The organism is Chloroflexus sp., from assembly GCF_034431535.1.
Lineage (GTDB): Bacteria > Chloroflexota > Chloroflexia > Chloroflexales > Chloroflexaceae > Chloroflexus.
In genome coordinates this window covers 1-19,286 of the sequence record NZ_DAOUDC010000045.1, presented here as the reverse complement: position 1 = coordinate 19,286, position 19,286 = coordinate 1, and the positions used below count along the sequence as shown (strand labels likewise).

Annotated in this window: 13 protein-coding genes and 1 pseudogene; 10 read left to right on the top strand and 4 right to left on the bottom strand. The window is 57.8% G+C overall.

What is annotated here, in order from left to right:
• Positions 1 to 6: 6 nt before the first annotated feature.
• The 3 genes from U9R61_RS10655 to U9R61_RS10645 are packed head-to-tail and all read right to left on the bottom strand — an operon-like array spanning position 7 to position 5,254.
• Entirely contained in the window at positions 7 to 840 is an 834-nt protein-coding gene (locus U9R61_RS10655; protein WP_322488800.1) for a phosphoadenosine phosphosulfate reductase family protein, read from the bottom strand.
• Between the two features lie 9 nt (positions 841 to 849).
• Positions 850 to 4,278: a hypothetical protein gene (locus U9R61_RS10650; protein WP_322488799.1), complete on the bottom strand. Its 3,429-nt coding sequence runs from the start codon at positions 4,276 to 4,278 to the stop codon at positions 850 to 852.
• A complete protein-coding gene (locus U9R61_RS10645; protein WP_322488798.1) occupies positions 4,271 to 5,254 on the bottom strand; it encodes a DUF4007 family protein in 984 nt (327 codons plus the stop codon). The genes U9R61_RS10650 and U9R61_RS10645 overlap by 8 nt, the downstream gene beginning before the upstream one ends.
• A 565-nt stretch (positions 5,255 to 5,819) precedes the next feature.
• Between U9R61_RS10645 and U9R61_RS10640 the strand changes: the two genes are divergently transcribed.
• Entirely contained in the window at positions 5,820 to 8,855 is a 3,036-nt protein-coding gene (locus U9R61_RS10640; protein ID WP_322488797.1) for an O-antigen ligase family protein, read from the top strand.
• 90 nt (positions 8,856 to 8,945) lie between these two features.
• On the opposite strand, the pseudogene U9R61_RS19930 reads toward U9R61_RS10640, so the two are convergent.
• Positions 8,946 to 9,209: pseudogene (locus U9R61_RS19930) on the bottom strand (winged helix-turn-helix domain-containing protein); the annotation flags it as partial.
• Between the two features lie 661 nt (positions 9,210 to 9,870).
• Between U9R61_RS19930 and radA the strand changes: the two are divergent.
• The 9 genes from radA (at position 9,871) to murI (ending at position 19,123) form a co-directional block, all read left to right on the top strand.
• Positions 9,871 to 11,268: a DNA repair protein RadA gene (gene radA, locus U9R61_RS10635; RefSeq protein WP_322488796.1), complete on the top strand. Its 1,398-nt coding sequence runs from the start codon at positions 9,871 to 9,873 to the stop codon at positions 11,266 to 11,268.
• A 3-nt stretch (positions 11,269 to 11,271) separates the two neighbouring features.
• Positions 11,272 to 12,360, top strand: coding sequence for a PIN/TRAM domain-containing protein (locus U9R61_RS10630; RefSeq protein ID WP_322488795.1), 1,089 nt, complete (start codon positions 11,272 to 11,274; stop codon positions 12,358 to 12,360).
• Entirely contained in the window at positions 12,360 to 12,827 is a 468-nt protein-coding gene (gene dtd, locus U9R61_RS10625) for a D-aminoacyl-tRNA deacylase (RefSeq protein ID WP_322488794.1), read from the top strand. Before U9R61_RS10630 ends, dtd begins: the two co-directional genes overlap by 1 nt.
• A gap of 46 nt (positions 12,828 to 12,873) precedes the next feature.
• Positions 12,874 to 13,284 (top strand): anti-sigma regulatory factor, encoded by a 411-nt coding sequence (locus U9R61_RS10620; RefSeq protein WP_322488793.1) that lies wholly within the window; start codon positions 12,874 to 12,876, stop codon positions 13,282 to 13,284.
• A gap of 9 nt (positions 13,285 to 13,293) precedes the next feature.
• A complete protein-coding gene (locus U9R61_RS10615) occupies positions 13,294 to 13,872 on the top strand; it encodes a SpoIIE family protein phosphatase (RefSeq protein WP_322488792.1) in 579 nt (192 codons plus the stop codon).
• A 21-nt stretch (positions 13,873 to 13,893) separates the two neighbouring features.
• On the top strand, positions 13,894 to 16,551 hold the full coding sequence (locus tag U9R61_RS10610; RefSeq protein ID WP_322488791.1) for a GAF domain-containing protein: 2,658 nt from the start codon (positions 13,894 to 13,896) through the stop codon (positions 16,549 to 16,551).
• A 142-nt stretch (positions 16,552 to 16,693) separates the two neighbouring features.
• Positions 16,694 to 17,446 (top strand): gamma-glutamyl-gamma-aminobutyrate hydrolase family protein, encoded by a 753-nt coding sequence (locus tag U9R61_RS10605; protein WP_322488790.1) that lies wholly within the window; start codon positions 16,694 to 16,696, stop codon positions 17,444 to 17,446.
• A 21-nt stretch (positions 17,447 to 17,467) separates the two neighbouring features.
• Positions 17,468 to 18,208: a gamma-glutamyl-gamma-aminobutyrate hydrolase family protein gene (locus U9R61_RS10600; protein WP_322488789.1), complete on the top strand. Its 741-nt coding sequence runs from the start codon at positions 17,468 to 17,470 to the stop codon at positions 18,206 to 18,208.
• Between the two features lie 138 nt (positions 18,209 to 18,346).
• Complete coding sequence (gene murI, locus U9R61_RS10595) at positions 18,347 to 19,123, top strand: glutamate racemase (protein WP_322488788.1); 777 nt, start codon at positions 18,347 to 18,349, stop codon at positions 19,121 to 19,123.
• Positions 19,124 to 19,286: the final 163 nt, after the last annotated feature.

The window sequence follows — 19,286 nt, the reverse complement described above, 5'->3', positions numbered from 1 at the left end:
CCGTCCTCACAGATGACAGATATCACAACCCCGTTCATCATCTTCGGCATCCAACACAGCACCAAGCAACTCGATCAGAGGGCGATTTGGGCGCTTTTTGCGCTCTTGCTCAAGGCGCAATGCATGCTCGCGCTTAATCTGCGCAATCCGTTCCGGTCGTTCGAGTTCGGCTAAACGTTCACGTTGCCGCCAGTAAAAGTGTTCGCCGCCTCGCTCGGTTTCGTACTTTTTCGCCTCTTCAAAGAGATCGGGATGATGCTCTTTGAGACCAACCCACTCGCCAGTGCGCTGGAAGAAGCAGAAGAAACAACCACTCCGCTGTCGCCACGAGTAGTAAGCCGGCAAACCTAACCCGCTCGTCTCGAGAATACGCTCAATGTCTGCAATGGTCATCCCCAATTCTTTAAACGGATACACCGGGTGGACGTTCGGCTTGGTCGAAATATAACCGCTACGCCCTTCATCGGCGCGAATGCCGATATAGCTCCATACCGTATCATCACCGACAAACGCTTCAAACGGCTCGATCTTCAGCTTGCGCGTACACCAGCGCACTTGGGCTGACGGCAACATCCCGCCATACATCGTAAGCCAGTGATCAAAGCCACGCTGCGCGTTTAGGCGAGTGATGGGTCGCTGCAAAAACGCTTCGAGCCGGTCAAGATAATCGTACGTCTCCGGCAATTCTTTATGGGTGTCGCAAAACACATACTCAATTTGCGGAATTTTGTCGTGTAAAAAGATGGCTAGCGCGGTGCTGTCTTTCCCGCCGCTTAAATTGACAATATGGCGTCCGGGGCGCGCTGCCCATTCGGCAATCACGTCGGATTTCATCGGCATAGAGACTCCTCAGGCTAACTGTTGCTCATTGAGCAGCAATTGCTGCAATACTTCCACAAGTGCGCCGAGCTGTTGATCGGTACTGAGCTGCGCATAACGGTGTAACAGTGCTTGCACCTCGCTGCGCAAGCGTTGGATATCGCTATGCGCAGAGAGCTGTATCACGCGGCTCATTTCGCCATTGCCGTTCGTAATGCCGACTCGCATCACTTCACGAGAAGACGATGGCAAGATTGGTGCAGTCAAACTGAGTTCTTCCGCAGCGTGGAAACGGCGAGCGAGATCGGCAATTGCCGCTTGAAACACCGGTACATCAGCATCGTGCCACTGATCAGGTGGTCGCTTCACGACCAGCGCGGCTACACTCAATGCCCACGCTTCACCATCAGGCACGGCTGTCTCAAGGCGGGCGCCGAGCGCGTGCAGTTGGGTATCGTTGGTGACAGCAGCGATGCGCTGGTATCGTTGCAGCAATTCACGGTGCGCTACGACGCCATCGCCGCTAAGCCTGAATACGTGCATGGTATGCGCCAGAATAGTGCGTCGCAAGCTTGGAAAGGCCTCTTGGAGCTCAAGTATACTCTGCCGGAGCTGTTCGATGAACGTATGCATCTGCTCCAGCGACACGGGCGCATGCTCAGAAGCCGGCGGTACATCAAACGCTAGCGGCAGCAGTTCAAACAACAATTCATCAGGTGCGCGCGCCTCGCGCAGCGCTTGCCGCACCGCTTGAGTTTGCGGACTAAGCTGCTTCGTTTGCTTGCTGTACGCCGGCAATTGATGATAGGTACGAAGCAAAGGTAACGCCACCGCTAGCAGCGCCGGTTGCACCTGATGCGTTAACGCTTGTGGCGCAAACGTCTCGGCAAGTTGGCGGTAGAGGACTAAACGCATGCCCTCGGCCCGGCAAAGACGAACGGCGAAATAGTCAGGCCGCGCTAAGAGACGCTCAAACATCGCCATATCAGGAACCGGAACATAGTTCCCGTGTTCGTAGAAGACAATCTCACCGGCGCGTGCAACATAGAAGGCGACAAATACGATTGGGATGACACCAGCTTTGATGCCATAAGGAGGCTGCTGAAGAAACGTATACAACGCCGCGAGCGCCAATGGCTGTGTACCGGCCTCCATCAATTTGGCTTCAATGGCGTGCCATACCGGTAAGAGACCAAGCGGATCGGAGGGCGGTGGCGGGCCAATTTCCCATGTACCTTGCTCATTTTGGCGATGCAACCCGCCACGCTGCAAAATGCTGGCATAAATTGCCCGTTCCGGCGGATACCCTTGAATGCCGAGCAACGCTTGGTCTGCCTGCTCTAGCATCGCCGCCACAACATTCCGGCGCGCTTTGGCTGCCGCTGAGGAAATGGCATCTCGCCCAACCAACTCATTCCATATGCGCGGCGCTAGCGGGTAGGTTGCGTCAGCCGCCTTGGAAAGCAGATCATCAATCTGCCGCGCATTTGCCACCGGAACTTGCTGGCCGCCGTAAAACCAGCGACTCTGCACGCCATACGCTTCGGCCAGCGTATCGCGCATGATCTGTTCGGCCTCGATCAACCGGCTATGGACCTCACGCCGCGCTACCCGGTCGTGCTCGAGCGCTTCATGTTCCTCGGCGAGCATTCGTAATGCTGCTACATCTAGTGCCATTTCCCGCATTTCGTGAACATGGCGCGGCAGAACAATAATCCGGGCCGTTTCCTGTCGCCGGTCAGGATGACACGCCCAATGCTCTGCTCGGCTCAATTCTTCTTCATCAGATGGTACGACGTACAGCAATTCGCCGGCCAACCCTGCTGGTATGGTCATAGTATCAGCGAGCTGTTGCACATCAACATAGCGTACTGCAAAGGCACGAGTAGCACCGGTGCGATAACTATGACGGTATGCAATACGTGGCGTGGTATCGGCATACCGCATCAAAAGCTGGCACAGCGAATACCGCTCAGCGAGCGTGCGGCGCGCTTGCTGCATCAGCAGCTCAAGATCAAGATCACTCCCTTCCCAAAGCACAAAGCTATCGCGGAAACGCCGGTAGATAATATGCTGGCGCTTCTGCAACGTTGCTAATGCAGCAGCTACTGTTGGATCAGATGGATCATCGGCAAGCGCAAAAGCAATGTGTGATTGGCAGGCGCGCATGCCGGCAGCGCGTTCGAGCGCCCCTAACACTCCTACCACCGTTACTGTATCAAGCAGCAGCGGATCAACGCCTGTCAAATCCGCGCGTGCCTCTACCAACTCAGCCCAACGTCGCCCCCGGCTGCGTGCAAAGAGACTAGCGCCGAGGTTTGTTTCGACATACCGGAACAAATGATGAAGACGGTATATCGGCACGGTACCATCCGTCGCCTGCCCCGCGACATCGCGCAAACCCCATGGCTCATCAGAAGCTAGAAAAGCGAATAATGACCGTTCATTCTGCGCTAATTGGCGCACAATGCCCGGTAGAGCCAGCATCGTCATCGGGTGCAAGGGAAAGCTGTCGGCCACGATCTGGCGCCATTCGGGGCTGCCGATTTCGGCCGGACGCAGCCCCAAGGCTTCTGTCAGCGGTACCATTCGCTCGGCCCACTGCAAGCGTTGCTCACGTAGCGGATCAGCCCCCGCAGGACGCAGCGCCGCCGCAATCAGACGCACCATCTGACTCAGCGGTTCTTGAAACGCCAGATCAACAAACCGGCCTTGCACCTTGGCCCACTCGATCCGGCGCCGCGCACTGGCATGCACCGTGTAGTGTTCAAATGCTTGGTGCAGAATTGTTACCACGAGCACCGGCGCATCGCCGCTCCGCGCCGCCATCTCGGCGAGCGTTTGCAGTACAAACAAATCGCGCTCATCATCGTGGCGCGCGGCATAGTCAAGGTACTGCCCAAGTTCGTCAATGATGAGCACAAGGCCGGCATAATCACTGTGCGCCCGGAGATACTGAGCCGTCTGCTCAACGAGCATCGCTGTCTGCACCGGATCGAGCGCCGGATCATGGAGCGCTTCGGCAAGTTGTTGGCTCAGTTGCTTAGGAACGTTGATGTGCCACCTACGCAACGCATCGACGAGCGCTTGCACCAATGCACGCCGCAACGAGCTATTGTTGCCCGGAACCACCACCGGTAACAACGACGGTACATCAAGCGGCAAGGTAGGTTCATCAACGTGCAGCGAATGAAGCAGCGTGCGGCGCGAGCTGGAATTGCGCACCAAAAAATGCGTTAGAAATAAGCCAAACGCCGACTTACCGGCCCCGAACGGGCCGGTGATCGAGAACGCGCGTTCGCGGCTCTCATGGTGCAAGCCACCGACAATACGTGCGGTTGTTTGCAAAACCAATGGTGTGACAATATAACCATCAAGCCGATGGCGGAGATCACGGAAATCATGGCGAATATGAACAGACCGCGTAAAACGCGCTGCAACTGAAATCAGGTTAGGCATAGGTGTTTTCTGAGGCAAAGGCAGACTCGATCAGCTTGAACGCAAGCTGAGATTGGCTCAAATCACGCCAGATGACTTGGCGAATACCGCCGCTATCGCTATATGACGCGATACCGCCTGTGATCTCTTCGAACAGGAAGAGGCGACTGAGTAAACTATCCTCATCAAGCCGAAAGATGCGTCCGGGTGAACGCTCGCCATACGCCAAATCATTGAACGAGAGCGTTGCTCGCTGTTGCCAGCGTGCTTGCTCGAAAGCAGCAAGCGCTACGAGCGCGTCAGGTAGGTCAGGCTGTGCGCCGCTCGCCAATCGATAGCCTGACTGATCGGGCAACGCCTGTATCAGGTTCAAATCCAAGAGCGGGCAATGCAATACCTCTTCGAGCGGTTGCGCACGTGATCGGGCCGGTGCGCGCACATAACAGCGCACCATGCAGTCAATATCTCTATTCAATGTATTTTCTGATAGTATCTTATTTATTTTCTGGCTTATGAAATCAATAATATTTGAACGAAGTGATTTGACAGTAAAATCTCCTCTTTTTAAAAGATTAAACGTGTAATACCATGTAAATGCTGAATCACGGTTAGAAACGATCCGATAGTGCAACAGCCACCGTCCCGCTGCCGTAACTAGAAACGGATCCCATCCGTTATCTGCTAACAGCGCTGCACCCACTTCAGTCGCCCGCATATCGCCTGTGTCGATGCGCTCGAAGAGACGGGTGGCTCGACCCCAAAAGCGGATCGACTGCGCCATATTTTTGCCAACGCCGAGCAATACAAACGCATCATCCCGGCAAAACAGATCGGGAATGTCTTGGAGGAGATCAAAAGCTTTCTTGAGCCAGTTGCTGCGCAGGGTAAAGGTTTCGTGACCGCTGAACGTGATATTGGACCAATCTTGGGAAGATGAAGGCATATGTGGATCCCGTAGCTTCAGCAGAGGTAATAAACATTCACTATATTTTACCATACACTTGCACCATTGCCAGCCAATGTCACTGCATTCAGACGCCCTGCCTCCACAACAATCCCCTCCTTCAGCGCGAACCATGCTGAGCTTATCCCTCCCGCCCGCGCCACAGCTCGCTCCACCACCGCCGCCGACGCGCAATCACACCCCCATCTGTCATTGCTTCGATTGGGCGGCATCCAGCAGGGCTGACGCCGCGCAACCGAAGCAATCTCCCCTTCAGCACAACGACCCTCAGCAGAGGTTGAGGGATGGAAAAAACATGTAGCCGAGCACAACCATTGATCGCTGTGCGATGCCTCAACGCCCGGCGCTGCGCTCCCCTCTCCCGCGCCAGTAGGAGAGGGGCTGGGAGTGAGGGCGAAACGACACCTTCCAAAGCCACCAACCACATCTACGCTCATACGTTCTGTTTGCCCTTGAATGTCATTGCAAGGGTAGGGCCACCCCGCGCAGCGGGGCGCCCCGCCCCCGAAACAATCTCTTCCTTCAGCGAAAACTATGCCTTTCAGCAATAGCGTCCCCCCTTGACACCATCCCCCCACCCATCTATACTCTCTCCGCTATGCGTACTGCACTGACCCGCTTTAGCTGGCTTGCTCTTCTCAATGCGCTGCTTGTCGCTGCGCTCGGCGTTGCCGTCTGGCTCGATAACGCCGCTTTCCGCGGCATCGCCCAATACCCACCGGTCGACCAACCCTTCCCCTACAGCGATGGCCCGGCACTGGGGGTGAACGTCTTTAACCTCCACCTAGAGCCTGACCCCGCCGCAATTGACCGCACCTTCGCCCTTGCCCGCGATCTCGGCGCACGCTATGCCCGTATGCAGGTGCCCTGGGACGACATCGAGATTCATGCGCGCGGTGATTTTATCGACCGCCGTAACGCGGCGACGATCGGCGAGGTGTCGAGTTGGGCAAAGTATGACCGGATCGTTGCTTCGGCGGTGGCCCACGACATCGAGTTGATTATGCGCGTCGACCGGCCTCCCCTGTGGGCTTGCGCCGCTGCATGCTCGACTCCGGAATTTCAGGCCGGCCTGGCCATCGATGGCAACTCGATGGCCCCACCCGATGATTTGGCCGATTATGCCCGCTTTCTCGCCATCCTCGTTGAGCGTTATCGCGGACAAGTACGCTATTTTCAGATTTGGAATGAGCCGAATCTCAAGAATGAATGGGGTTGGCAAGAGCCGAAGCCGGCTGATTTTCTGGCTCTGCTGCGGGTGAGCTATGAAGCAGTGAAGCGGGCGAATCCCGATGCGGTGGTGCTCTTCCCCGGCTTGGCCCCGACCGACGGTCTCGATCCGCGCGCGCCGATGACCGAACTCGAGTATCTCGATGCAATTTACTCCCTTGGCGGCGCTGCCTATTTCGATATTATGTCGGCCCAGAATTATGGCCTCGGCCAGCCCCCCTCTGAACATCGCTATGTCTTTTTGCGCGGACGCGACAATTGGCGCTGGGATCGTCCCATCGATACCCGCAACGACGTCAGCCGGGTGGTGCTGCTGCGTGAGGTGATGGAACGCCACGGTGATCTGGCAACACCGGTTTGGGTCACCGAGTTTGGCTATAACGCAGCCCCTCCTACAATACCGCCTGAGCGTCGCTTTGTCTGGGGGCCGCCGGTAGATGAAGCGACCAAGGGCGCCTATCTCACGGCCCAAATCGAGCGCGCCCGCCGCGAGTGGCCGTGGATGGGGGTGATGAATGTCTGGATGTTGCGCTACGGCGGCTATGCCGAGCCGCATCCTGATGATCCCACCCCGTACTTTGCGCTGGTCAGTCGCGATTGGCAACCGCTTCCTTCATATACTATGCTGCGCGATTATGTCAAATCTCCTGCGGTTGCTGCCGTTGGCGTGCATCGTTGGGATCACCCCGCTGTGACGAGCACTGCTGATGGCTGGCAGGTGCGATTTGCCGGTACCGCCATTGAGTTGCGCGGCAGCACACCTGCTGCGGCGCTGCTCGATGGTGTGCCGGTAGCGCTAGACGGCAATACACTGCGCGGCTTGCCTGATGTAGTGCATACCCTCGAACTACGCAGTGGTACACCTCTCGCTGAGTTTGCTATATCGCGCAATTTGCCGTGGCGACCGCTCGGCGATTATGGCCCGCTGCTGCTGGTAGTCGCATTGGTCATCAGCAGCGCTTTCACCATGCGCGCCGCGTTGCCGTTGCTCGATCATCTGCTAGCCCGCTGGAAGCGGATCGATGCCCATCGCCGCGAGTGGGTTCTCTTTGCGCTGCAAGGCATCACGCTTGCTATTGCCTACCGCGCCTCGGCCCAAGTGCCGCTTACGATGCTCGGCCTGTTGCCCTTTATCGGCCTTGCCATTGCCCGGCCCGATCTCGCTGTCCGCTGGGTTGCCATCACGGTGCCGCTCTATTTTTTGCCCAAAGGCTTGTTCGATACCCGTTTCGGCATTCGCGAGAGCGGCATCTATCTGCCGTTGCACGAAGTGGTGTTGCTGATTACCGCCTTCACGACCCTACTCCGTGACTGGCGCTTGCTGCCGCAATCGTTGCGCTTACGCTCCTCGACGGAGATCGCCCTCGCCCCGGCTGCATTGGTTTTGCTCGGCGGCCTTTGGGGCGTGCTGATCGCCGAAGCGCGTGGCCCCGCCTTGCGCGAACTACGTTGGATGATCGTCGAACCGTTGCTGTTCGCGGCCTTGCTCTGGTGGCACGAGCGACAAGGCCGCCCCTCGCTGATGCCAACGCTGATCGGTTGGATCGCCGCCGGCGCTGTCTCAGCCATCGTGGCATTGGCACAGTTTGCCGGCCTCAACCTCGTGCCGCTGTTTGGCGTCAAGATCGGGCATGGCGAAGATCTGGTTGCGACAGAGGGGGTTGTGCGCGTTACTGGGTTTTACGGCCACCCCAACAATTTAGGGTTGGCGATGGGGCGGGTTTGGTCGTTGGCGGCAGCGTTGGCTTGGGCCACATGGCGGCAACAGCAGCGTTGGGCCGCCCTTGCCTTCACTCTCTGTGCCGCGCTAGCGCTGGCTGCGTTAGGGGTGTCGTTCTCACGCGGCGCGTATCTGGGTGCGTTGGTCGCCGCCGGCGTCTTGCTCTTTTTCACGGTTGCGCCGCGTCATGGCCGGTTGCTCCTCATCAGCGGCAGCATTGGCGTGGCACTGATTGCAGTAGTCATCACTACGCTCGGCATCGAACGGCTCAGCCTCCTCACTGGCAGCAGCGCTATCCGCCTAGCAACATGGCGCGCGGCGCTGGCGATGCTGCTCGATCACCCGCTCGGCATTGGCCTCGACCAGTTCCTGATTGTCTATCAACGCTATATTGATCCGGCGCTCCGCGACACCAATGAAATTTACACCTCCCATCCCCACAACGTGATCCTCGATCTGTGGTTGCGTGGCGGCCCACTGCTGCTGCTCGGCTTGGCTTGGGCGACGTGGCGCATCGTGCGTGCGCCATCGGCGCAACCCGATTCTGCCTTGGCGATCGGCGCTGCTGCTACGATAGCCGGCGCGCTGATGCATGGGTTGGTCGACGCATTCTACTTTTGGCCCGACGTAGCCGTCGCATTCTGGTTGCTGGCAGCATGTACCGGTTACCGCCAGACCCAATAGCTGCTCGCTATCCATCGGCAACGCCGCGTTGGGGATCATCTGGCTGCTCGTTTCTTGGACGAACGTCACCGCTGAACAGAGCATAAAGCCATAGCCACGGACACTACAAATAATGCTCGGCGAGTCTGGTTCTTGTTCAAGCTTCTGGCGTAACCGGTGAATCCGCATTTTGAGCAATTCGCGCGCTTCAGTATGAGAGAATTCTTGTTCGTAGAGCGCGCCTGCTAGCTCTTTGAATGATGCCATCTGTTGCGGCGACTGCATAAGATAGTGCAACAGCTTCATTTCACCTGTGCTCAATTTGATCAACCGTCCCGCGATAATGACGTGACGCTGACGTACATCAACCAGCATTGAAGGTGAAAACGGTGACATGAGCGTAGTTGGCTTCCGTATGCGCTGGCGGCTTAGGATGAATGGCACCCGCTGATAACGCCGCCATACCTGATCAAGCGCACGCTGTACGCTTAACAATGCCTGTAACCGAATGTTATTTTCAGCAGCGCCTGAATAAACCGTTAAAATATCAAACTCTGCGCTGTATAAAATCACTAAAGAGCTTGTATTTTGCACAGAAAAATCAATAAATACACCAGTTTTGGCTAATAACCAACAGTCAAAACTTAATATCATCACATCGAAGACTGCCTGCACGAGACAGTTATAGGCAACGCTGATATCACCTACAGCGATGACCGCCCAATGATAGGCGTTCAGCGCTCTCATCAACATGCTGCGACGATATGGATTACTCTCAACAAGCAATGCAATACCGGCTACCATGGTCAAAACCTTCGCAATGAACCAAGCAAATGTATGGGGAGTATAGAGGGCTGTAGCGCGGCTTCGCAACTGCCAGCCCTTCCTAGGCGCAGTTAGTACTGTTCACCTACTCGTTTATCAATCATCAACGAGGGTTTATATTTTCATATACCTATAGTCAACATTAGTTGATAATTCTTCTTTCCAAGACCCCACGATTCACTAGCTACGGTTACAGTGGTATAATGCAGCTATGGCAAAAACACGCACTCTTTTCGTCTGCCAACAATGTGGCGCCCAACAGAGCCGCTGGATGGGGAAGTGTCCTGAGTGTGGCGCATGGGATAGTCTGGTCGAGCAACTGATTGCCCCCGCCCGGCCCTCCGGCGCCAGCCGGCCTGCCGCGCTCAGTCCAAATCAGCCCGTCCGCTTGCGCGATGTGCCGCTGGCCGATTTCCAGCGGCTACCGGTCTATGCCGAAGAATTTTCCCGCGTGCTTGGCGGCGGCCTCGTCCCCGGTTCTGTCGTGTTGATCGGCGGCGATCCCGGCGTCGGCAAATCAACTTTGCTTGGTCAAGTGGCCGCCCATTTTGCCGCCAGTGTTGGCCCGGCGCTCTACGTCAGCGCCGAAGAATCGGCCCAACAGATCCGGCTGCGCGCCGAACGGCTTGGCCTCGCCGCTGATGATCTGTTTGTGCTCGCTGAAACATCGCTCGACCTGATTATTGAGCATATTCGCACACTTCGCCCACGGTTAGTTATCGTTGACTCGATCCAGACAGTCTATCTGCCCGAATTAACCAGCGCCGCCGGCAGCGTCTCGCAAGTGCGCGAGGGTGCGCTCCGCCTAATGCAATTGGCCAAAGAAACGGCGATTCCGATTGTGCTGGTCGGTCACGTCACCAAAGAAGGTGCGATCGCTGGTCCGCGCGTGCTCGAGCATATTGTCGATGTGGTGCTTTACCTCGAAGGAGATCGCTTTCACCAGTTTCGCCTGCTGCGCGGGGTCAAGAATCGCTTTGGCAGTACCAACGAGGTCGGCGTGTTTGAAATGGCCGGCGATGGGTTGCGCGAAGTGCGGAATCCGTCACAGGTCTTCCTCGCCGAACGCAACACCCACAGCCCCGGTTCGACCGTCGCCGTGACCCTCGAAGGCACTCGCCCGCTGCTGGTTGAAGTGCAGGCCCTCACGTCGCATACCGGTAATGCCCAACCGCGCCGGACAACGAACGGTTTCGATCTCAACCGGCTACTGATGTTGACCGCCGTCTTGTCGAAGCGGGTTGGCTTGCCGCTGTTCAATCAAGATTTGTACGTCAATATTGTGGGTGGACTGCGCATTAGCGAACCGGCTGCCGATCTCGCGGTGGCGTTGGCCATCGCATCGTCATACCGTAATCAGCGCATCGCACCTGAGATAGTCTGTCTCGGTGAAATTGGTCTGTCGGGCGAATTGCGTAGCGTCAGCCAGATCGACCGGCGCTTGAGTGAGGCGGCCAAACTTGGCTTTCGCCATGCGGTCATCCCGGCCCACACGACGTTAGAATCACTGCCCACGTTGACCGTAACACCGGTGCGTTCATTGGCCGAAGCGGTCGAACTCCTCACCCGCCCCAACCGATCATCGCCATCTGACATCGATCAAGGGTGAGACATGCAACTGAGTCTCGATTTTATCGTCCGTCTGCTCGGCTTCGGCTGGATGGCATATCTTGGCTTCTGGCTCGGCCGATCTTTGTCCGGGCCAAACCCAACCTCTGATCAAGAATTGGCCACCGTATTGCTGATGCTGGCCGGCGGCGGACTCGGTCTCATTCTCGCGCCCCGGATTATTTCCGATCCGCTCCGTGCCCTTTTCCGCCAAGCACGCACGACTCCGCTGAGCGAATTGATGCTTGTGCTCGCCGGGATTTTGCTGGGCCTGCTGGCCGGTGCGCTTAGTACTGTTCCTCTCGCGACATTACCCACGCCCTACGGCAATATTCTGCCCAGCGTTGTCACCGTCATCTTCGTCTATTTTGGCGCTTCGATTATGCACGTGCGCCATCGCGACCTAATCGAGTGGTTGACCCAATGGCGGCAACAACGTACCCAGCCACCACCGCCCCCGCCGGCCAGCGCCCCCCCTCCTTCCCAACCGAGCGGGCGCCGCTATTTGCTTGATACCAGCACCATTATTGATGGCCGCATTGCTGCCGTCGCGCGTACTGGCTTTATGGAAGGCACTCTGCTGATTCCGTCGTTTGTGCTTGCTGAACTGCAAATGCTGGCCGACTCAAATGATGATTTGCGCCGCCAAAAGGGCCGGCGCGGTCTCGAATTGCTCAACCAGATGCAGCAATCGTCACCACTGCCGATCGAGATTATCAATCACGATTTGCCTGATGTGCTGCGTGTTGATGATAAACTGATCGAGTTGGCCCGCCAACATCACTGCCCGATTATCACGAACGATTATAATCTGAACCGGATCGCCGGCTTGCAAGCCGTGACAGTGCTGAGTATCAATCAGTTGAGCGACGCGCTCCGCCCGCCGGTGATGCAGGATCAGCGGTTGCACATTTTGATTCGCAACGAAGGGAATACCCGCCAACAAGGAGTGGGATACCTTGATGACGGCACGCCGGTGATCGTCGAGAATGCTCGCCATCTCATTGGGCAAACCATTGAAGTGGTCGTAACTCGCATTCACCAGACCCAAACCGGTCGCTTGATCTTTGCTATTCCAGCCGAGGAGACGTAATGCGCGCAGTGATTCAGCGTGTCAGCGAAGCGTCAGTTACAGTCGATGGGTCGGTCGTTGGCACCATTGGCCGCGGGTTGTTGATCTTGCTTGGCGTCAACCAAACCGACACCATCGACGATGTTGATCTGCTGGCCGAGAAGATCGCCCATCTCCGCATTTTCGGCGACCACGAAGGCAAATTCAATCTCTCACTGCTCGATGTTGGCGGCGCTGCATTAGTGGTTTCGCAATTCACGCTCTACGCCGATACCCGCAAGGGCCGCCGCCCCAGCTTTACCACCGCCGCCCGCCCTGAGATCGCCGCGCCGCTAGTTGACGCCTTCGCTGATGCCCTCCGCGCCCGCGCCATCCCCGTCGCTACCGGCGTCTTTGGCGCAATGATGCAAGTGGCGCTGATTAATGATGGCCCAGTGACGATCGTGATGGATAGCGCTGAATTACGCTTGCCGCGCCGTTCAATCTAGCCCGACGGTCACACTCCGTTAATCCCCTTCAGGTATAATACGAGGTATGGAAGCGACGATTGTGCGCATTCAGCGTGAAGCCGATATTTATGTCGCTCTAAGCACCGGCCGCCGGTTGGCCGGTGAATTGCAGTTTACTGAAACGGATCGCACACGGATTGAGATCTGTATCCTTGAATTGGGTCATAATCTGATCCGGCACGCGGGTGGTGGTGAGATCGAAATCAGCCCCGTTCACCATTCACAGGATATGGCCGGTTTGGCCGTTGAAGCTCGCGATCGCGGCCCCGGCATTCCTGATATCGAACTGGCCCTGCGCGACGGCTATAGCACGACCCATTCGCTCGGCGCCGGTTTGCCCGGCGTGCGCCGGCTGATGGATGAGTTCTACATCCATTCCACCCCCGGCGTGGGAACGACGGTGCGCGCTGTGAAGTGGCGTACTATCCGCAGATGACGAGGCAATATGAAGCTTGTGTGGGGAGCAGCGCTACGTCCCAAGCTTGGTCAGAGTATAAGCGGCGATGCCTATATGGTGTTGCCATACAATGATGACCAGTTGCTGGCCGCGGTCATTGATGGGCTTGGCGGCGGTGATGCCGCTGCCGAAGCCGCCCGCCGCGCAGTCGCCGTCCTTGAAAGCGATCCGGCGGGCGATCTGACCGAATTGATGCGCCGAGCTGATCGCGCGCTCGTCGGCAGCCGCGGCGCAGTGATGGCCTTGCTGCACCTTGATGCCCGGATGCGCACCGCCGAGTTCGTCGGCGTCGGTAATATCGGCGCGCAAGTGTACAGCAATTTGCTGATTAAACCGATCTCGAAAAATGGCATCGTCGGATATCGGTTGCCCCAACTCTTACGACTTGCCTATACCTACAATTCCGGCGATACCTTCGTTTTATACAGTGACGGCATTTCGAGCCGGTTCACGACCGAACCGCCGCCCGATCTGAGCCGTTCGCCGCAGCAGATTGCTGATGAGATTTTAGCCCGCTTCGGCAAAGACAACGATGACGCGACGGTTGTAGTCGTGCGCAGTGAATAAAGAAAGCCGTCGATCGCCTGTATGAAGTCTGTGCTGAGCCATTGGCTGCAAAACCAGCAGGCTACCTTGCTGCAACAGTGGAATGATGTGCGCGATACGACCACGGGGTCGGTCGCGACCCAAGCTCAGCTCGATTTGCAACGCTTCGCGATCGCACTGGCTGCTGTCACCAACGGTGATGATCAGCCGCTGCGTGAGCTGTTTAGCAAATTGGCCGCTGCCGAACCCGGCGCCGATTTGCCCGCGCTGGTGCGCAACATTCATCAGGTACATCGCGCCACCCGCACCGCATTGCTCCACGATACACCTGATCTTGCCCTGACCGATACGCTGGCTGAATTGTTCGATCAGGTCATTACAACCTTAGTCGATATTTGGGCCGAACATACCAATCAGTTGATTCATGAGCGCGAATTTATTGCCGCTAGTCTTGATGCCGCCTCAGCGGCAGCCGACCAGCGCGCGCTGCAACTGAAGGCGCTCAACGATATTTCACAACGCCTCTCAGCTATCCTCGACCGCGATGAGCTGCTTGAGATCGTGATTGATAGTCTGCATCGCTTGACCGATGCTTACCACGTCGCGGTCTGGCTGACTGACCCTACCAACCAGCTCCGCGTCGCTGCCAGTCGGGGCAACGCTGATGGGCCGCCGATTGGTTATTGCTTGCCGCCTTCCAACCCCGTGATTCAGTCAGCATTTACGCACAGCGGCAGCACGTTCTGGCCGGTAGCGCCGGTTGATCCCGACCACGACTGGCTGATTGCCGGTTGCAGCGTGATGGTGCTCCCGATGATCGGCGGTGAACATCTGATCGGCGCAGTGACGCTGCAAGAACGCAATAATCCGCTCGATCTGCGCTTTATGCAAGATCTGGCCCAGAGCATCGTCAGCCAAGCAACGATTGCGTTGCAAAATGCTGACCTGTACCATACTATTCGCACGCTCAATGCCGATCTCGAACAACGGGTGATTGAGCGTACCCGCGAGTTGGAAGAAGAGAAGGATCGGCTCGCGACCCTACACGCCATCGCCTCACAGGTCAATCAGACGCTTGATCTCGATCAGATTCTCAACAACTCGCTTGAGATGTTGGCCCGGATTGTGCAGGCTGAACACGCCTCGATCTTGTTGGCCGAAGAAGACAACCCAAGCTTGTTGGTAACACGGGCTATTTTAGGGGCAAAGCTCACCCATGATAACGTCGTGCGCTTTGCGATTGGTCAAGGCATCGCCGGTTGGGCAGCCCAGCACGGCCAAACCGTGCTGGTCAATGATGTCTCGCAAGATGAGCGCTGGATATCGATCCCCGGCAGCACCCGGAAGCGTGTCGGTTCGATGATCTCAGTGCCGCTGTTTGTCCAAGGCGAGGTGATCGGGGTCATGACCCTTTCGCATTCGCACACCCATTTCTTCAACGAAGGCCATGTCCGCCTGCTCAATGCCTGCGCCGGCGCGATCGCGATTGGCATCAATAATGCGAATCTGTTCCACATGATTAGCGCCGAGGCCGAACGGCGCTACGAATTGCTCGATCGCCAACAGAAAGAGACGAGCCAGATCGCCGCTATTCTGCAAAGCCTCCTTGATGGTGTGATCGTTTGCGATCTCTACGGCAGCGTGTTGAGCATCAATCAGGCCGCGAGCCGCATTCTGCACCGCCCCGCCGAAGAACTCTTGCTCTGGAATCTCCACGATATCATTCAACGGTATCTGGGCAGCCATGCCGCCGAATTGCCGCTTGATGATCTGCTCCGCCGTCCGCTGAGCGTCACCGGTGAAGCGCGTACGTTTTCGACGACTGCCGTGATCAGCGGTCGCACGATCAATGTCTCTCTGAGTCCCGTGCTCAAAGAAGATGGCAACGAAGATGAAGATGAATCGCTCGGCGCCTTGTTGGTGCTGCGCGATATTACCCGCGAAGTTGAAGCCGATCGCATGAAGAATGAGTTTATCGGCACTATGTCGCATGAATTGCGCACGCCGATGACTGCGATCAAGGGTTTTACCCAATTGCTGGCGATGGGCGGGTTGGGGCAATTGAACGATACTCAACGCGAGTTCGTTAATACCATCTATAGCAATACCGAGCGCATGATTAATCTCATTAACGATGTGCTCGAAATCACCAAGATCGAATCAGGCAGCATTGATCTCGAATGGCGCTCACTCCACCTCGCCGAGGCCCTCAGCGGTGTAATCGCCGAGTTGCAACCGCAGATCGCGCAACGCCAGCATCAATTGACGATCTCGATCCCGCCCGGCTTGCCGCTGATTCGGGCTGATGCGATGCGCTTACACCAGATACTCTATCACGTATTGCTCAACGCGATTAAGTACACTCCCCCCGGCGGCAAAATCACTATTGCCGCCCGCGAGACGCTCAATGTCGATCTGCCCGAACCGGTGCGCAGCACACTGAGCGATAGTCGCCGCTATCTGCTGCTCAGCATTAGCGATACCGGCGTGGGCATTCGGCCCGAAGATCTGCCCCGCATCTTCGACCGCTTCTTCCGCACCGATAACCCGCTCAAGATTGAAGCGGGCGGCACCGGCCTCGGGCTGTCGATTGTGAAGCCGCTGGTCGAATTGCTCGGCGGGCGAATCTGGGTTGAGAGCACGGTCGGCGAAGGCAGCACGTTCTTTATTGCCTTGCCCGTCGCTAACGACCGCGCGTAGCCGTCACGCAGACTTGGCTGCCATCCCCCCAGAGGTAGGGCTTGCGCGATCGCGATCATTTCCGCGACTGATGATTCACTAGGATAGTATGTTATAATGCGCACTCATAATATCGGTATTACCGACCATGGAGGAAGCGCGCATGACGCCTCTGATCGGAATCTCCTGCGGCACCTTCCGCGACCGCGATTGGTGCCCTCCTTCATACGGCCATCGCCAAACCTATGTTGACGCCGTGCTGCGGGCTGGCGGCGCGCCGCTGTTGATCCCGCCCCTGCTCGACGCCACGGCGCTGCGCGCGATTTACGACCAGCTCGATGGCTTGGTGCTCGCCGGCGGCGGCGATATTTCGCCCAGTCACTACGGCGACCAACCCCACGAGCGCCTTGGCATGATTGACCCGCCGCGCGATATGGCCGAACTGCGCCTCGCTCGCTGGGCTGCTGCCGACGGCAAACCGCTGCTCGGCATTTGCCGCGGCGTGCAGATGATTAATGTCGCCCTCGGCGGATCGCTCTACCAAGATATTCCAGCCCAGCTTGACTCGCCGATCGATCATAACGCTTCGTATGCGCGCGAAGATTGGACGTTCCTTGCCCATCCGATTACCATCGCGCCCGATTCGCGCTTGGCCCACTCGCTTGGCACGACTGACCTCATGATCAATTCGTTGCATCACCAAGCGGTGCGCCACGTGGCTCCCGGCTTGCGCGCAGTGGCATGGGCGCCCGACGGCGTGATCGAAGCGCTCGAAAGCGAGGATCACACCTTTATCGTGGGCGTGCAATGCCATCCTGAGGCGTTACAGGAAGCAGCCGATCCGCGCTGGCAAGGTCTGTTTGCCGCCTTTGTCGAGAGTTGCCGCGACACGCGCCGCCAGAGCCGCGCCGCTTAGTCTGCCGTACCATAGAATGCTATGACTGATCACGCTCGTCCCCTGATCGGCATCACTGCGATGCATAGTGGCGCCAGCGCCGATGGCCGCGAGTTGCAGACAGTGAGGCCTACCTATCTGCGCGCTATCGAAGCTGCCGGTGGTATCCCGCTGATCATCTACTTGACTGATGATCTCAGCGCCGTGCGCGTGCTGTATGAACTGTGCGCCGGCATCCTCTTGCCCGGCGGCGATGATGTTGATCCAGTCTATTACGGCGAAGCGCCGCACCCGCAGCTCGGTCCGGTCGATCCGCAACGCGATGCGGTTGAGATAGCGTTAGCGCGCTGGGCTGACGCCGATGGCAAACCGCTGCTCGGGATTTGTCGCGGGTTGCAAGTGATCAATGTCGCCCTTGGCGGGTCGCTCTATCAAGATATTCCGGCTCAATTCGAGACGACCATTGACCATCGCGCCAATACCCGCACCCGCGCATGGACGGAACTGACCCATCTGCTGACGATCACCGCCGGTTCACGCTTGGCGACGGTCTTGTCGGCTGAACAGATCGGGTGCAACACGATGCACCATCAGGCGATTAAAACCCTCGCCCCCGGCTTGCGCCCGGTCGCCTATGCTCCCGATGGCATTATCGAGGCGTTTGAGACCACTGGCGATCACTACCTGCTGGCCGTCCAATGCCATCCCGAACACCTCTGGGATAGCAGCGAACCGCGCTGGCAAGCGTTGTTCGCTGATTTTATCGCTGGATGCCGGCCATAGCAGGGGCAGCGCGCGCTCTGCCCACCGCTCCTATTCCCAAAGTACGGGCAGAACGTGCTCTGCCCGGGTGCTGCTCTGCCCAAGCGATGCTATGCCTGTACCAATCGTTTGCTGTGACACCGATAACCCAACCTCATTATGATTGGCATTTTCGATTCCGGATTGGGCGGGCTGACGGTCACGCGCGCCATCCGTGACCAGATGCCCCACGCTGATCTGATCTACCTTGCTGATAGCGCCTATTGCCCTTACGGCCCGCGACCGGTTGAAGAGATCCGCGCGCGCGCATTGGCCTGCGGACATTGGTTGGTTGATCAAGGTGCGCGCATCGTAGTGGTCGCGTGCAATACTGCAACGGCTGCCGCGATTGAATTGCTGCGCCGTGAATTGCCAGTACCGGTCGTGGGGATGGAACCGGGGGTGAAGCCGGCGGTAGCAGCCACTCGCCGCGGCAAAGTGGCGGTGATGGCGACCAGCGGTACGCTCGCGAGCGATCGCTTCCGCGCCCTCGTGAATGCCTACGCCGCTGATGTTGAAGTCTATGCGTTGGCCTGCCCCGATTTAGTCGAGCAAGTGGAAGCTGGCGCCATCAGTGATGAGGAAACCCGTACGCTGATCGCTGATCATCTCGCCGCCGCGCCCGACGCCGATGTGATTGTGCTGGGGTGTACCCATTTTCCGCCCCTCGCCCCGCTCATCAGCGCCTGTGCCGGGCCAGAGGTCACGATTATCGACACCGGGCCGGCGGTTGCGGCCCAAACCGCGCGCGTCGCCGAGCGGATTGGGTTGCCGGATGGCAGCGGTGCGCTTCGCTGCTACACCACTGGCGAGCCGCAAGCCATCGCGCCGGCCCTTGCCAATGTATGGGGAGAGGCATTACCGTTGATGGGGGTCGAGATACCTTCATCGCTCTGACACTCCCGCCCCTACAGGGTGCGGGGTTCTCGGTTTTTGGCCCGCCCAACGGCAGCGCCTCCCCGAAGGCGACGCCCCCTGCTGCAAGCTCGTGAGCGCGGCGTTATGGTCACGGTGCAACCCACAACCGCACGACGAGCAGGAGTGCCACCGCGCGGCGAGC

Bases quoted from the DNA above. Each gene is read 5' to 3' on its own strand.
- dtd (WP_322488794.1), top strand. From the start codon at position 12,360: ATGCGCGCAGTGATTCAGCGTGTCAGCGAAGCGTCAGTTACAGTCGAT.
- U9R61_RS10620 (WP_322488793.1), top strand. From the start codon at position 12,874: ATGGAAGCGACGATTGTGCGCATTCAGCGTGAAGCCGATATTTATGTC.
- U9R61_RS10600 (WP_322488789.1), top strand. From the start codon at position 17,468: ATGACTGATCACGCTCGTCCCCTGATCGGCATCACTGCGATGCATAGT.
- U9R61_RS10630 (WP_322488795.1), top strand. From the start codon at position 11,272: ATGCAACTGAGTCTCGATTTTATCGTCCGTCTGCTCGGCTTCGGCTGG.
- U9R61_RS10605 (WP_322488790.1), top strand. From the start codon at position 16,694: ATGACGCCTCTGATCGGAATCTCCTGCGGCACCTTCCGCGACCGCGAT.
- U9R61_RS10615 (WP_322488792.1), top strand. From the start codon at position 13,294: ATGAAGCTTGTGTGGGGAGCAGCGCTACGTCCCAAGCTTGGTCAGAGT.
- U9R61_RS10655 (WP_322488800.1), bottom strand. From the start codon at position 840: ATGCCGATGAAATCCGACGTGATTGCCGAATGGGCAGCGCGCCCCGGA.
- U9R61_RS10650 (WP_322488799.1), bottom strand. From the start codon at position 4,278: ATGCCTAACCTGATTTCAGTTGCAGCGCGTTTTACGCGGTCTGTTCAT.
- murI (WP_322488788.1), top strand. From the start codon at position 18,347: ATGATTGGCATTTTCGATTCCGGATTGGGCGGGCTGACGGTCACGCGC.
- U9R61_RS10640 (WP_322488797.1), top strand. From the start codon at position 5,820: ATGCGTACTGCACTGACCCGCTTTAGCTGGCTTGCTCTTCTCAATGCG.
- U9R61_RS10645 (WP_322488798.1), bottom strand. From the start codon at position 5,254: ATGGTAAAATATAGTGAATGTTTATTACCTCTGCTGAAGCTACGGGAT.
- radA (WP_322488796.1), top strand. From the start codon at position 9,871: ATGGCAAAAACACGCACTCTTTTCGTCTGCCAACAATGTGGCGCCCAA.
- U9R61_RS10610 (WP_322488791.1), top strand. From the start codon at position 13,894: ATGAAGTCTGTGCTGAGCCATTGGCTGCAAAACCAGCAGGCTACCTTG.